Origin of the sequence: Exiguobacterium sp. s132 (genome assembly GCF_018617235.1) — a bacterium.
GTDB classification, from domain to species: Bacteria; Bacillota; Bacilli; order Exiguobacteriales; family Exiguobacteriaceae; genus Exiguobacterium; species Exiguobacterium profundum.
The window spans coordinates 1,863,348-1,878,449 of record NZ_JACSJU010000001.1; the positions used below are offsets into that span (position 1 = coordinate 1,863,348).

The following is a 15,102-nucleotide window of genomic DNA, read 5'->3' on the forward strand; positions in this document are numbered from 1 at the left end:
AAGTGCCATCCTGTTCAGATGACACTTTTGACATGCTTACTCTTCGAGTCCGAGCCGTTGTGGCATATGTGGCGCGAGTTGTCTCGCTTCTTCCAACCGACCTGCTTCGACGAGCGTATGGAAATGTAAAAACTGTTCATGCGATGCATCACTGATGGCTGCCAAATAATCGACGTACCGATCGTAGACCGCTTTGTCTTCTGACCGCGCCTCAATAAGTGCGATGTACAGGCGAACGGTGTCTTCCCCGTAAAGGAGCGGGAACTCATCGTTCAGTTGAAGCAATTTATCGATTGAATCGATATCGACTCCGTTTTCTTGGTCATAATGCATGATGACTTGTTCAGCATGGTCTTCAAGGCGACCGCGCCACTCTTCATACTCTTCTTCATTCGTTTCGAGCATCTCGAACCAGTCTTCGTTCAACATCTCTTCAATCTTATTTACGCGTTCTGTGAAGTTCATACGCTCTCTCCTCCTTCAAATGTCCATGTGACATGTACTTCGTATATACCCACGTTTTCTTCATTCATGGATAATTCATATACGAACGTACATGACTCTTCAGACACATCGAGTCGCGATGTCGTCGTCGCCATCGTCATCGACATATAGGCATTCTTATATAAGCTTTGCGTGAAGCGACCTTCGATGAAGGAATGGTTCATCTCGATCGGTCCTTTGCAGATGAGCGCCAATCGTTCCGGCGTGTACTTGATTGTCGTCGGGACCGTTCCGTCCTCTTGTTGTTGGTCAAACATTAAAATAAAGCCAGTCTTCAATGGATAGTATACGCCGTCAGCCGATAGTTCGATCGGCTCCGGAATGTCACTCATCCGAGTTGTTTGCTGGACACGCACGCGAAGTGGTTCAATCGCCATGCTCATCCCCCTTTCCGTCAACTCATCGTACCATATGTGGTAGGAGTCGTTCTATCGACGGTGCTTCGTTTTCACATAGACGAGATGGTCTACCCACTCATCATTCTCAAAAATAAATCCTTCTCTCGTGCACTCGTACGACATGCCGACACGCTCTGCGAGACGAACGGATGCCTCATTGTCGAGATTGATGTGTGCCTCGATCCGTTGAAAATTTAAGTCGTCAAAGGCGATGCGCATCGCTAAATCGACCGCCTCTGTGCCATATCCGTTTTGCCAATGTTGGTTATGGATGGTATACCCGACCCGACCCCAATGAAATCCATCTCGCGCCAATGTCGAGAAATCCACCATGCCGAGATGTATCCCATCTTCAAGCCGGAAAATCCCAAAGACATGCGCACGGTCTTCATGTGCGAGTGATTGGTGTGTGTCGACTAGCTGACCGAACCAAACGGACGTACAGTCGCTCATATCTAATTTTCCCGGGTCATATACATGTTGTGAAACGAGACGATTTGTAAAGCCGCTTAACCATGTGTCATAATCTCGTTTCTCTAACGGTCGTACGATGATTCGATTTGTTTTTCGATGATACGTAAATGGATTCAATCTCTCCTGTCTCCTCCCTATTACTTTTATACGGTCAGAAAAACTTCTTCCACTTTCCTTCCGAAATCACATCGATCTTCCCTTCGTTTACACGAATCGCGGTCTCGTCGTCAATCGCATAGGCCGGCGACTGTAATGTCTCCGCCCATTCTGCAGCATCTCGTGACGTGTTCTCCGGTAACATTTCGTGGTCGAGATGAGGAAAAATCGAGAAGTCGACAAACCCTAATGTATCATCACTCTGCTCGTCGGATGCGCGCCATCCGACAAACGCTTCTCCAATTCGTGGTGTCATCACCATGCTACCTGCACTCAATCCGACGTAGACACCTTTCCAGGACGGGAGCAGCGAGGCTACCTCGGACTGTTTCATCCAATGGTAGAGAAAGAGCGGATCGCCCCCATTCACCAATAATACGTCTGCCTTATCAAACGCCGGTCTCCACACCGACTCATCGATACTCGGGAGTGCGCTCAGTTCGAGCACCCCAACCGACTTCCAGCCCAACTCACACATCGGCGTCGAGAAATCTCCGTTGAAAAAGTTCCATGCGTGTTTCGTTCCCCCGTTCAACGCATAAATGGCTGTTGGGATACAGAGTGCATTACACTCTTCAATCGGCTTGTCTAATAACTCGAGAAGTGCTCGTTTGATGCTTTCGTTCTTAATACCTGCTGACGTTAATAACAGTTTCATTTACGTTTCCTCCTTCTCATCTCCCTATAAGGAGTTCGCATGAGTCGCCGTTATCCCCTTTTTCCAACAAAAAAGGCCGTAGACGAATTTTCGTCCACGACCTTGAAGTTCTGAAAAATTAGCTAATTTTATACACGCGACCTTCGAACGGTTTCAAGTGAAGGAGCGATGATTCCGCATCGCCTTCAACCGGCATGTTGCTCAAGACGACATCTTGCGCACGAAGTGTCTGATCCATATCAAACATCGTCTCTTTCGCCGTCAAGTTCGTGACGACGAGGTACTGCGTGTCACCGAGCGTACGCGTATACGCATAGACTTCCGGGTGTTCCGGCAAGACGACATCATACGCCCCGTAAACAAACGTCTCATTATCTTTACGAAGTTGAATCATCTCTTTATAGAAGTTAAAGATTGAGTCCTCATCTTCAAGCTGTGATTCGACGTTGATATCCGTATAGTTCGGGTTGATGCCGACCCATGGCTGCTCTGCGAACGTGAATCCGGCGTTCGGGGCATCACTCCACTGCATCGGTGTACGCGTGTTGTCGCGTGACGAGTTCCACGTGATGCGCATCATCTCGTCATGACTCTTCCCTTGCTCGACACCGATATAGTAGCGGTTGCGTGTCGCGATGTCATCATATTGATCGATCGAATCGAATTTGACGTTCGTCATCCCGATCTCTTGACCTTGATAGATAAACGGCGTCCCTTGCATGAGGAAGTACATCATCGCAATCGACTTCGCGCTTTCTTTCCAGTAACGCTCATCGTCTCCCCATTTCGAGACCGTACGCGTCTGGTCATGGTTTTCGACGTAAAGGGCGTTCCATCCATCGGCCTCAAGTCCTTTTTGCCATTTCGTCAACACGTTCTTCAAGTGAACGACATCGAGTTTCGAATCGGCATCTTCACTCCAAAGGTCCATGTGTTCGAATTGGAAGACCATGTTCATCTTCCCTTCCTTTTCACCGACCCATAGATGGGCATCGTCAGGTGAGACGCCGTTCGCTTCACCGACCGTCATGATGTCATGTTTATTGAACGTCTCGTCACGAAGCTCTTCTAAATAGTCGTGAATTCCGTCCACGTTCATGTGCATCTCGAACGACGGTACAAAGTCGAGGTCGTTCGGGTTTGGCAAGTCGGCGAACGTCGGATTCTTGCGAATATGGCTGATTGCATCGACACGGAATCCGTCGATCCCTTTTTCGAGCCACCAGTTGATCATATCGTATACCGCTGTACGCATCTCAGGATTTTCCCAATTGAGGTCCGGCTGTTTCTTCGAGAAGACATGCAAGTAGTATTGCTCCGTCGTTTCATCGAATTCCCAAGCCGAGCCACCAAAGATCGATTCCCAGTTATTCGGCTTCGACCCGTCCGGTTTTCCGTCGCGCCAGATATACCAGTCGCGCTTCGGATTGTCTTTTGAGCTCTTCGATTCAATGAACCAAGGGTGCTCATCCGACGTATGGTTGACGACGAGGTCGAGCAACAGCTTCATACCGCGCTGATGCACTTCGTCCAATAAGCGGTCGAAGTCTTCCATCGTACCGAACTCGTCCATGATATCTTGATAGTCACTAATGTCATAACCGTTATCATCGTTTGGCGATTTATACATCGGGCAAATCCAGATAACATCAATACCGAGGTCTTTCAAATAGTCGAGCTTATCAATGATTCCTTGAATGTCTCCAATTCCGTCCCCGTTCGCGTCATAAAAGCTACGCGGATAAATTTGATAGGCGACGGCTTCTTTCCACCAGTTGCGTTTAAGCGTTTGTGTTTGTTGTTCTCGTTGTAAAAGTTGCATGTGATCTAGATACTCCTTATCCCAAAACTCACTGCTCATCATTTATACTTATCTTATTCGTGCTGTGAACTTTATATCATTAGCGCAATCGTTTGCACGATGCAATAAATTTATCTTACCAAAAAACATTCGATGATACAAAGATGTTTCATCAGCATACTCAACGTGTACCCTACACGATTTTGAAAAGAAATGAAAGCGAGGTGCTTCATCATGTTTCGATTTGCCACAATGGAGGATTTTTCAGCAGTCGATCAATTGATTTTAAAGAAAGCAAAAGAGTTCCAAGTAGCCGGAAAGTCGCAATGGGTCAAATATTTAGAGCCGAGTCGTTCCGACTATGTCCGTCACGATTTGACAAACGGGACGGTGTTTGTCTACGAACGAGATCAGCAAATCGTCGGTGCCGTCAGCCTGATTCCTCCGACTGACTGGGACCATAATCTATGGGACGACCCGGACGGTGCCGTCTACTTGCATCGACTCGTCACGGACTCGAATGCAAAAGGTGAACGCATCGGGGAACGTTTGATGCAGCATGCCTTAGCAAACACGTCTTCGACCATTCGATTGGACTGTGTTGCCGATAACGCCTTCTTAAATAACTACTATCCTCGGTTCGGTTTCTACTATATCGGCGAACGAAATGGATTCTCACTGTTTGAAAAAAAGGCTTGACCTTGACGTGACGTCAACCTTTACGCTTTGACTAAGGAGGTGAAGGGATGTATTCGATTCAACAACTTGCGTCACTCGCTGGAACGACAACGCGAACGCTTCGACATTATGACGCAATCGGTCTTCTCATTGCGAACCGTGACGCCAACGGCTATCGGCGTTATTCTTCGCGCGATGCGGAACGGTTGCAACTCATCTTACTCTATCGCACGCTCGATGTTCCTCTCGATCAAATCGGAGAATTGCTTGATTCAACGACGTTCAACCGGATTGATGTGTTGAGTGGACATATCGAGGCGTTGCGACAGAAAGCAGCCTATTTCGCTCAGCTTGCCGAGACGGCAGAAGCGACCCTCACCTCACTCAAAGGAGGGATTCCAATGGATGACAAGTCATTATTTGATGGATTATCTTATGAGGAGATTCAAGCTCACGAGGCGAAACATCAAGAGGAAGTGCAGGAACGTTGGGGAGAGACTTCAGCTTACAAGACAGCACATGAACGTGCGCAGAAGCGATCGAAAGCGGACTGGGAACGTATCAATCAAATGCAACTCGATTTGATTGCGCCACTCGTTGATTTATTTCGTTCACAAATCGCAATCGATGACGACCGAGTTCAATCGATTGTGAAAGACAATCATCTGTTCATCGACACACACTTTTACGACTGTTCACTCGATATGTTCAGTGGACTCGGACAGATGTATGTGACGGATGAACGATTCACCGCATTTTATGATCGCTTCGAGCCGGGGCTCGCTGCGTATTATAACGAGGCCATCCAATACTATTGTATCGCTAACAGTTAAGTCCAAGCCTCAGGCTTGGACTTTTTTTCGTCGCTCGGTGTCTTCTTGCGGTCCTATTTGAAGATGTTTTTGTAACATCGGGAGACTCGTCGCCAAATAAATATAAGGGAAGGTCGAGAAGTTGTCCGTTCCACCTGTATAGATTACTTCACTCGTTAGTGGGGTCCATCCTTTCTTCGTCCACTGGCAAAGTCGAACTTCTTTTCTCGATGTGTGGTTATGGAATCCCCAATATGCTTCTCGTTGTCCCACTGCCATCGATGGGGTGATGGTTAAGATGGGACAGTTCATTTCTTGTAACAATCGTTCGTTCATTTCCGCAACTTCGTACATGATGATGACGTCCGGTTGCAGGTGTCGAATCGTATGTTCCGCTTTTTTATCTTGTAAGGAAACGACACGCGTCATACGCTGTTCCGGAATCGAATCGTCACAGAAAGCATACCGCGACTGCAACTCCGCGATTCGTTCTCGACTGAACCGCCGCATTATGGGAGTCAGGAAGGAAATGTACGATTGTGTCAGAAGTTCTTTCCACGTGTTGACATGAGTCGGTGTCGGACCATCTTCCATGATCACATGTGTGACGCCTAAATCCCGTATCGCTTGATAGACAAGTGTTGAACTCCAGTGGTCGCCCGTGCAGAGTACAACTCGCATTTTCTCATCTCCCTCCACTTTGGTTTGCGGTTTGACGCATCTCTCGGACCGCCACATCAAATGAACCAAACATTTGTTGAATGTCTTTTAATGTCGGACGATTGCCCTTTTCTTTTTGCCACACTTCATAACCCCATGGTGAGAGAGCGGTCAAATGTTCATCTGCCTCGTGTAGCGCGTCCATCATTTGCTTCTCCGTGAACAGCTCTCGCGTTGAGATGCCAATCTCGTCTAACGCTTGGGACCAAGACCCGAAACGCCTCACCACTTTCGTGATACTCGGACGTTGGTTCTGCTTGGCCCATTTGGCATAAGCGGTCGACGTTAATGGATGAAGCTCTTCATTGGCATCAAGTAACGATTGGATGATTTCACATTTTTGATCGAACGAGATGATACTCTTCAAATTCGCCTCAATCAGTGCCACTTTCCACGATCCGAACTGAATGACGACCTCTGTCAACGTCGGTGCATCATTGGTCATGGCCCACTTTCGATAATCGGCACTATTGAATGAATCATGCTCTTTCGCCGCTTCACGAAGCATTTGAATCATTTCCTTTTTTGTGAACCGTGGCGTTTGCTGTTCCAACCCAGCCAAACGCAGTACATTCGACCATGATCCGTACATTTCCAATAATTCCACCACGGTTGCCCCGCCGTGAATCTTTTGCCATTTCTGATACATGTAGATGGTGAGGCGACCGTCCGAAGAAGCCTCTTGTAAGTGATCAATCAGTTGTTGCTTTCCCATGTCGCCTCCCCCTTACGTGATTGACGTATCGGTTCATCCCACTTCACGGCTACTAATTTGTGCGAACAGGTGAAGTTGACGACTTAAAATTTTCGTTTCGTCAAATTTTTCTTCGACCACTTCGCGACCACGTTGCCCGAATGAATAACACTGTTCAGGATGTTCAATGAACCAGCGCATCGCCAAGGTCAGTGCCTCAGGTCGACCGACCGGAACGAGAAAGCCGCTTTCCCCATCCGTGACTTCTTCTCGACAGCCACGGATATCGGTAGCGATGACAGGTAATCCGGACGCCATGGCTTCAAGAATAGAGCGTGGCAATCCTTCACGATAAGAGGGAAGTAAAAAGACGTCGTGTGCTGCAAATAAAGAGGGGGTATCCCGAACGAATCCGGCGTAATGAATCTGTGGATTTTGGGCTAAATGCGCCTCGACTTGTTTCGCTGTCTCTTGATCACGTTCACTCGTCATCAACTCTCCAGCAATCGTCAACGTCGCGTTCGGATAGCGTTTCGTCAGTTCATCGAACGCCTGAAGTAAATCTAGGATTCCTTTTTCTTGAACGAGCCTTCCGACAAACAAGAACTTTAAATGTTCTGGGGAAATGTGTTTCTCTGTCGGATAAAATCGATTTAAATCAATCCCGTTTCCGAGATGCATCAATCGTTCGTCCTCTTTGAAATGTCTTGTTTTAGCGAGTGAGTAATCTTCCTCGCTTTGGAGCAACAACCAATCGGTCGCTAATGCCGCGAGTGATTTCTCTAACCAGAAGACGAGTTCGTATGCGATTCGACCCATTCGTTCGTGGAAGTAAAATCCATGTGCGGTATAGAGAATATGTGGTGTCCTGGCAATGCGGGCCGCAACTCTTCCTAACGCTGCGGCCACCGGGGTGTGGACGTGAATGGCATCATATTTTTCGCGGCGCAATAACCTCACCAACTCTTGAATGGTCTGTAGATTACGCTTCGGGCTAAACTTTCGATCGATTGGCAACGTATGAATGACCCATCCTTCGTCCCGAAGACGATCCGTCCGATCACCGTAAGCACACGCGACGTCGACTTCGTGTCCTTCCGCCTTCAGCGACTCAATGAGAGGACGTAGCAACACATCCGCTGTCATATCGACAGCGCAGAACTGGAGAATCTTTAAAGGCGCCATAAGTGCACCTCCTCCGGCTTCATCGCGCGATCGAGCATGCCTTTCAAGTCAATGACGATGCCACGACCTAACTTCAGCTGGCGTTTCGCAATCGTCCAACCCTCTTGAACGAATTCATCGTGAGACACGGCATAGATGACGACATCCGCTGGTTTTAAGTCACAGTATGATTTGACATCGATTCCATACTCTCGTCGTACCTCTTCCGGATCGACGAGCGGGTCACACACTTGCACTTCTAAGCCGAACTCCTCGACCTCTCGAATCAAGGAAGCCACTTTCGAATTTCGGATATCACTGACGTTCTCTTTGAAGGACATCCCGAGGACCGTTACGCGCGATCCGAGAATGGCCATGTTTTGACTAATCATCGTTTTTATCAATGATGTGGCGACGAAACGTCCCATCGTCTCGTTGATTCGACGACCTGCTAAAATCACTTCCGGATGATAACCGAGCATTTCAGACTTCATCGTCAAATAGAATGGGTCGACGCCGATACAATGTCCACCGACTAGACCTGGTCGGAAGTTTAGGAAGTTCCATTTCGTCCCGGCAGCCTCTAACACCTCGAGCGTATCGATGTTCATGCGATCGAAGATGATGGCCAATTCATTCATCAACGCGATGTTCAAATCTCGCTGTGTATTCTCGATCACTTTGGCCGCCTCAGCCACTTTAATCGAGGAAGCACGATGAACGCCGGCATCGACTACCGTCTCATAAACAGCCGCTACCACATCGAGTGTTTCTTCATCCTCGGCAGCTACGACTTTTTTGATTGTGCGGAATGTATGCTCACGGTCGCCTGGATTAATTCGTTCTGGAGAGTAGCCGACTTTAAAATCAATCCCGGCCCGGAGACCCGATGTTTTTTCAAGTAATGGGATACACTCTTCCTCTGTCAGTCCCGGATAGACCGTAGATTCGTATACGACAATCGTGCCCGGTCGCAAATGCGCTCCAACAGCACGAGTCGCGCTACAAATCGGTCCTAGATCTGGTTGATTTTGATCATTGATGGGTGTCGGCACAGCCACGATAATGAAATCCGCCTCTTCAAGTTTGGCGACATCCGTCGTATATAAGACCGCTGCTTGCTCAAGGTCTACTGATTCAACTTCTCGCGTGCTGTCGAGATGAAGGGTAAGCTCATTGATACGCGTTTCATTGATGTCTACTCCGATGACGTCTCCTACGCCACCTAGCGCAACAGCGACAGGGAGTCCGACATATCCTAATCCGACTACAGCTACGTGACGATTGGCAATGGTTTTTCGTGTTGTACGTGATTCTGAGATGAGTTTATCCATGTCCATCTGCCTCCTGAGATTCGGAATTATGCGGTTTTATCAATCACAATGACTTTTCCATTCGGTCCCCGAGGAATTGATTGCACGGGGGTCAACGTAATCATGACCTCTTTACCGAACAGTAGTTCCAACTCGCTCCTCATAATCTCTTCATGTTCTGGCTTGAAGCGTTCCAGATCCGGGACGTATTTTAGTTCGATATGATACAAATCATGTTGCCGATACTGCGTTTGGATAACCGAGTTGGGTAATACTCGGACAACGGTCGTCAAATCCCCTTCATAGATTTTTTGTTTGTTTGGAGTGAGTACATAATTGCTTTCGCGTCCCTCAATGGAAGTGACGAACGTTCCTCCCTGTCCACAAGCACATGTCCCTTCTCCAATTTTCATCCGATCGCCAATCCGGTAACGAACGAGCGGTGTCCCATGGGTCGTAAAACTCGTCACTAAAATTTCTTCGTGATCCCCATACGACTCGATCACGCCTGTTTCGTGGTGGAGATGCATATTCCCATGGGTACATTCCGTTAAAATCGGTGCCCCCTCAGAAGATGCGTACTGATCAAAGACCGGGGCATTAAACGCCTCTTCTAAGATGGCTCTTCCTTGAGGCGTAATCGTTTCGGCTGTCGGAAAAATAGCCATTAATTGAAATTCAAGTGGGATCTGATTCTCTTTGATGTATTTTGCGATTTCAATCATGGCAGACGGTGCACTGTCTAATACAATTGGCTTGAATCGATTTAATGCGTCGATGTAATGAGGGATGGTCTGAGGATTGACATGATAGAGCGAGAACAGCATCTGATTGAGCGGTCGATTGTAGCGCCAAAATACAGGTTTTTCTTGATTCGGATTACAAATTTTCCGTCCTGTGAAACTCGCTCGTTTCATTCCTCTGATAAACCCGTGTTGCGCTTTGAAAAAGTCAACGTGGGCCATACGTCTTTGATAGTCTTCTTTCGTGAAATGGACTTGCAAGGACGTCCCTGTCGTTCCACCGGTTCGACCAAGAATATCTGTTTTGATGTTAGAATGGATGTCCGGATTTTTCCTAACTGTTTCTTTTTCGAGGATCGGGATGCGCTTCAACTCTTCCATCGATTGAAGGGGAAGAACAATCTCGTTTTCTTCAAACAGTTTTTGATAATATGCATTGTGCGTCGCACAAAATTCGAGAAACGCATTGAGTCGCTTCAATTGATCGGCTGCAACGACTGCCCCATCTTTGGGACGATTGGCTAAAACGACTAACTCACGCTCATATGTGCGTCCATACCGTTCTTGCCATAGTTTCATTCCATACAATGTCGTCATCCATTGTTGTAATCGAATCGGTGATTTCATGTATAAATCACGAAGCGCAAACCCTGCCATGGTGTAGTCTCCTCTCGCTAAGTGTAGAGTCGTTTCACGACTCGGACTTTTCCGTTCTTTTCTTTCTTGATGCTTTTCACATCTCGTAAAAGAACTTTCATTCGTGAAGTAAACAGACGCTCGACTTCTTTTTGGAGCGCGATTTCATGTTCAGGCTCAAATCGTGCTTCATCCTTCACGTACAGCATCTCAATTTCGTCTATTTTGTGTTGCAACACTTGAATTTGAATAATAGAGTTCGGTAGTACGCCGACCGCTGCGGTCAAATCTCCTTCAAACACCTTATAGCCTTCCGGCGTCTCAACATAGTTCATTTGACGACCATCGATTGACTCGATAATGGTGTCCTGTCGACCACATGGACACATCGCTTCACTGAGGGTCATCCGATCGCCAATGCGGTAGCGAATCAGCGGTGTTCCGTGCGTCGTGAAACTGGTGACGAGCGCCTCTCCAAATGCATCCGTCTCGATGATTCCCATCTCAGGGCGTAAGTGCATCTTCCCGCACTCACACTCCGTAACGATAGGAGCCCCTTCCGAAGAAGCATATTGATCGTAAACCGGCGCTTGGAACATCTCTTCTAACAACAAGCGTCCGGATGGTGTGAGCGTCTCCGAGGTCGGAAATAAAGCCACCGGTCGGAACGATAATGTCTTTTGATGGGTTTTCAAATATTTTGCGATTTCAATCATATCGGAAGGTGAACCGTCGAGTGCGGCCGGTTGAAATTCGTTCAACGAATCGATGTAGTGTGGAATCGTCGTCGGATTCGAATGCACGACCGAGTAGAGCATTTGCTTCATCGGGGCATTATACCGCCAATACACCGCATTCTTTTGATTACCTGGACAAATCATCCGTCCTGTAAAACTAGCTCGCTTCATCCCACGGCGAAAACCATGTTGTTCTTTAAAAAAATCGAGATGCGCCATTCGCATTTGATAATCGTATTCGGTGAAACGAACCTGAATCGATTTACCCGTCGTCCCGCCCGTCATGCCGATGATCGGGGCATGAAGGTTAGAAAAGATGGTCTCATCCGTTCGAAGCGTCTCTTTCTCCAAAGGGGGAATCCGCTTAAAGTCTTCTAAGCTCTTTAAGGGTAAGGTAACCCCGTGTTTTTTGAAGAGTCGCTGATAGTACACGTTGTGTTGATTACAAAACTGTAGGAATTGATTCAAATGATTGAGTTTTGCATCAGGTGACGCTTCATTTGGAGCACGTCTCAGTCGCTCCAATTCCTGCTCATAATACTGACCGTATCGCTCCCGATATAACTTGATTCCATATAAGGAAACCAGCCAATTTTGGAGGCGAATCGGTGAGTGTGCATAAATCCGATCCTGTAAAATCCCCATTACTCGATGCCCTCCTTCAACACTTGATGATAGGCGATGTACCAGTCGATAAACGCGTTTACGCCATCGCGAATCGACGTCTGTGGTTGAAAGTCAATCGATTCATACAAAGAGGAGGAATCGGCAAAACTCGCGGGTACATCTCCCGCCTGAAGTGGTAACAAGCGGAGGATGGCCTTTTTCCCGACTCGCTCTTCGATCGTCCGAATAAAGTCCATCAAGGATACCGGTTGCTGATTTCCAATGTTATAGACACGAAACGGAACGTCACTCCGGTCAGGTAGAGGATGTTCATAGTCAAACTCCTCATCTGCCAACGGTGCGATATCCATAAGTCGGACAATCGACTCGATGATGTCGTCGATGTATGTGAAATCTCGTTCCATCTCACCATAGTTGTATACATCGATTGGTTCGCCTTTTAAAATCGCCTCCGTAAATTTGTAAAGTGCCATATCGGGACGCCCCCATGGCCCATAGACGCTAAAGAATCGCAACCCCGTCGTTTTTAGACCGAACAAATGGCTGTACGTATGAGCCATCAACTCATTCGCCTTCTTCGAAGCCGCATACAAGGATAGCGGATGATCGACCGGGTGTTGTTCGGAAAATGGCATCGCCTGATTTGATCCGTAAACCGAGCTAGATGAGGCATAAATCAATTGCTCTACTGGATAGAAGCGACAAGCCTCCAAGATGTTCAAGAAACCAACGATATTGGATTGAATATAAGCATCTGGATTTTCTAGACTGTAGCGCACACCGGCCTGAGCCGCCAAATTGACCACGACTTGGGGTTGGTTTTTTTCGAAGACACGCGTGATTGCCATCTTATTTTCGAGGGCATCACGATAGAGTTTGAAACGAGGATGCGTCAACACATGAAGTCTTGATTCTTTTAATCTCGGATCGTAATAATCATTGACCACATCGATCCCGATGACATGATGTCCTTCTTTTAGCAACCGTCGAGCTAGATGAAAACCAATGAACCCGGCCACTCCGGTCACGAGAACTGTTTTTTTCATAACGACTTCCTCCTTTGCGTTGACTCGTTGACTCGCATGCGTACCGGTTCGATTTGTGGCGCAAAAATACTTTCCATCACTTCTTCTGGCAGTTCGTTGTTTGCGACAAACAACAAGAAAGAAGTGAGTCCATTCGATTGATCGAGTAGATATTCAATCGTTTTCAAAATCGGATCAACCGATTTAAAGGGTCTTGTACAACCGACGAAAATCTTTTCATATACTTGATTCGTATGTTCGCTCGTTGCGAGCAGTTCTTCGAACAGCTTTTCACCAGGACGAATGCCACTGAAATGAATCGGGATTTGTTCGAGGGTGAAACCGCTCAGTGTAATCATCCGTTTCGCCAAGTCCACAATTTTGACGGGATTCCCCATATCTAGTACGAACACTTCGCCCCCATTTGCGCGCACGCTTGCTTGAATGACGAGGCGACTCGCTTCCGGGATGGTCATAAAGTATCGGGTCATCTCTGGATGCGTCACCGTAATGGGTCCGCCCCGTTGAATTTGTTCTTTAAAGAGCGGAACGACGGAGCCACGACTTCCTAAGACGTTGCCGAAACGAACGACCGAGAATGTCGTTTTGCTGTGGCGAGCCTGCTGTTGGACAATCATTTCTGCTACTCGTTTCGTGGCACCCATCACGTTCGTCGGATTGACCGCCTTATCCGTAGAGATCATGACGAACCGCTTCACTTCAAAGAAATCGGCGGCTTCGACCATATTCTTCGTTCCGTAAATATTGTTTTTCACTGCCTCTCTCGGATTGTCTTCCATGAGCGGAACGTGCTTGTGAGCTGCCGCATGATAGACAACGTCCGGTCGATACTGATCAAACACTTCCATCACCCGCGCCCGGTCTTGGACGTCACCGATGACGGGACAAATCTCTGTATCAGACCCGAGTAAGCGGAGTTCGCGATCGATTGCATATATGCTATTCTCGCCATGTCCAAACAGGATGAGTTTGCCAGGATTGAATTTCATCAATTGACGGCAAAGCTCTGAACCAATCGAGCCTCCTGCACCGGAGATGAAAATGGTTAATCCACTCAACGTTTGAGAAATCTCCGAAACATCGAGCTGAACCGGTTCACGGCCGAGCAAATCTTCGATGGCCACTTCTCGAATCTCATTTAATGAGACTTTTCCGGATGCGAGTTCCGCAAGCATTGGCAGTGCATGGGATTCGACGCCTGTCTTCTCAATTCGTTTCAAAAGTTGTACTCGATTTCCGTATGGAAGAGAAGGAATGGCCAACACAACTACTTCGATATTCAGCTCTTCAATTTTGCGTTCTAATAAATCGATTGAACCGATGACCGGTGTCCCGTGAATGTAGAGACGGTGAAGCAATGGATTATCATCCAACACCCCGACCACATGCAGCACATTCGTTCGATGCTCTTTCAGTTCTTTAATGATTTTTTGACCCGATTCCCCACCACCGATAACCAAGGTAGCTTTTCCATTCGACACCGGTGCGTGAAATCGGAAAAACGATCGTGTCCTAGCGACGAGTCGGATAAATAACATTCCGTTAAATGCGAGTAAGCTTTGAATAAAAATTGCTTGATAGGAAAAGCCATCCAATAATACGTATGATGCGAATAAGACGAACGTGTCACTCATGACCAACACAATCGCCAGTAATTGCAATTCACGCATCGATCCGTATCGCCAGTCGATTCGGTATACCCGAGTCACCCATCCTAAAATGAGAAGAACGAGCGTCTTCAATCCGAGGATCGTGATCAAATCTAGCGGGTCAGATGTTACCGTCGGATCATTTGCAAAGAATAGGTCAAACGTCACGAAAATCGCGAGCCCTGCAATCGTGATATCGAGTAACATCAAGAGCGCATTTTTTCGATCAATGGGAGACCGAACAGTTGGAGTACTCATCCTTTCACCACCTTCCATCCCAATCAGCTTCGAG

The 15,102-nt window shown here is 47.4% G+C and carries 15 protein-coding genes; 2 read left to right on the plus strand and 13 right to left on the minus strand.

Features of this window, described 5'->3' with window-relative positions; genetic code table 11:
- Window positions 1-36: 36 nt before the first annotated feature.
- The 5 genes from KNO78_RS09440 to KNO78_RS09460 form a co-directional block, all read right to left on the minus strand.
- On the minus strand, window positions 37-465 hold the full coding sequence (locus tag KNO78_RS09440) for a hypothetical protein (RefSeq protein ID WP_159562998.1): 429 nt from the start codon (window positions 463-465) through the stop codon (window positions 37-39).
- Window positions 462-881 carry a YwiB family protein gene (locus KNO78_RS09445; protein WP_159562999.1) on the minus strand — a complete coding sequence of 140 codons (420 nt, stop codon included), beginning with the start codon at window positions 879-881 and terminating at the stop codon, window positions 462-464. The genes KNO78_RS09440 and KNO78_RS09445 overlap by 4 nt, the downstream gene beginning before the upstream one ends.
- 51 nt (window positions 882-932) lie before the next feature.
- A complete protein-coding gene (locus KNO78_RS09450; RefSeq protein WP_159563000.1) occupies window positions 933-1,493 on the minus strand; it encodes a GNAT family N-acetyltransferase in 561 nt (186 codons plus the stop codon).
- A 34-nt stretch (window positions 1,494-1,527) separates the two neighbouring features.
- Complete coding sequence (locus KNO78_RS09455; RefSeq protein ID WP_196431286.1) at window positions 1,528-2,190, minus strand: Type 1 glutamine amidotransferase-like domain-containing protein; 663 nt, start codon at window positions 2,188-2,190, stop codon at window positions 1,528-1,530.
- Window positions 2,191-2,308: 118 nt separating this feature from the next.
- Complete coding sequence (locus KNO78_RS09460; RefSeq protein WP_159563002.1) at window positions 2,309-4,012, minus strand: glycoside hydrolase family 13 protein; 1,704 nt, start codon at window positions 4,010-4,012, stop codon at window positions 2,309-2,311.
- A 213-nt stretch (window positions 4,013-4,225) separates the two neighbouring features.
- On the opposite strand from KNO78_RS09460, the gene KNO78_RS09465 reads away from it, so the two are divergent.
- Together KNO78_RS09465 and KNO78_RS09470 are read left to right on the plus strand one after the other, a co-directional pair.
- A complete protein-coding gene (locus KNO78_RS09465) occupies window positions 4,226-4,690 on the plus strand; it encodes a GNAT family N-acetyltransferase (protein ID WP_196431287.1) in 465 nt (154 codons plus the stop codon).
- Window positions 4,691-4,737: 47 nt separating this feature from the next.
- Window positions 4,738-5,502, plus strand: a complete 765-nt coding sequence (locus KNO78_RS09470; protein WP_214690422.1) for a MerR family transcriptional regulator — start codon at window positions 4,738-4,740, stop codon at window positions 5,500-5,502.
- A 9-nt stretch (window positions 5,503-5,511) separates the two neighbouring features.
- On the opposite strand, the gene KNO78_RS09475 is transcribed toward KNO78_RS09470, so the two are convergent.
- From KNO78_RS09475 to KNO78_RS09510, 8 genes are read right to left on the minus strand one after another with little or no spacing between them, the layout of a single operon-like run.
- Complete coding sequence (locus tag KNO78_RS09475) at window positions 5,512-6,162, minus strand: hypothetical protein (protein ID WP_078147698.1); 651 nt, start codon at window positions 6,160-6,162, stop codon at window positions 5,512-5,514.
- A 4-nt stretch (window positions 6,163-6,166) separates the two neighbouring features.
- The gene (locus tag KNO78_RS09480) at window positions 6,167-6,916 is read right to left on the minus strand and encodes a hypothetical protein (protein WP_078147699.1); all 750 of its coding nucleotides are present in this window, start codon (window positions 6,914-6,916) and stop codon (window positions 6,167-6,169) included.
- 33 nt (window positions 6,917-6,949) lie between these two features.
- Window positions 6,950-8,080 carry a glycosyltransferase family 4 protein gene (locus tag KNO78_RS09485; protein WP_214690421.1) on the minus strand — a complete coding sequence of 377 codons (1,131 nt, stop codon included), beginning with the start codon at window positions 8,078-8,080 and terminating at the stop codon, window positions 6,950-6,952.
- Window positions 8,068-9,393, minus strand: a complete 1,326-nt coding sequence (locus KNO78_RS09490) for a nucleotide sugar dehydrogenase (protein ID WP_196431291.1) — start codon at window positions 9,391-9,393, stop codon at window positions 8,068-8,070. The genes KNO78_RS09485 and KNO78_RS09490 overlap by 13 nt, the downstream gene beginning before the upstream one ends.
- A 26-nt stretch (window positions 9,394-9,419) precedes the next feature.
- Complete coding sequence (locus KNO78_RS09495; protein ID WP_196431292.1) at window positions 9,420-10,772, minus strand: phenylacetate--CoA ligase family protein; 1,353 nt, start codon at window positions 10,770-10,772, stop codon at window positions 9,420-9,422.
- 17 nt (window positions 10,773-10,789) lie between these two features.
- The gene (locus tag KNO78_RS09500; protein WP_196431293.1) at window positions 10,790-12,133 is read right to left on the minus strand and encodes a phenylacetate--CoA ligase family protein; all 1,344 of its coding nucleotides are present in this window, start codon (window positions 12,131-12,133) and stop codon (window positions 10,790-10,792) included.
- Window positions 12,133-13,161 (minus strand): NAD-dependent epimerase, encoded by a 1,029-nt coding sequence (locus tag KNO78_RS09505; protein ID WP_031422166.1) that lies wholly within the window; start codon window positions 13,159-13,161, stop codon window positions 12,133-12,135. The genes KNO78_RS09500 and KNO78_RS09505 overlap by 1 nt, the downstream gene beginning before the upstream one ends.
- The gene (locus KNO78_RS09510; protein WP_214690420.1) at window positions 13,158-15,068 is read right to left on the minus strand and encodes a polysaccharide biosynthesis protein; all 1,911 of its coding nucleotides are present in this window, start codon (window positions 15,066-15,068) and stop codon (window positions 13,158-13,160) included. Before KNO78_RS09510 ends, KNO78_RS09505 begins: the two co-directional genes overlap by 4 nt.
- Window positions 15,069-15,102: the final 34 nt, after the last annotated feature.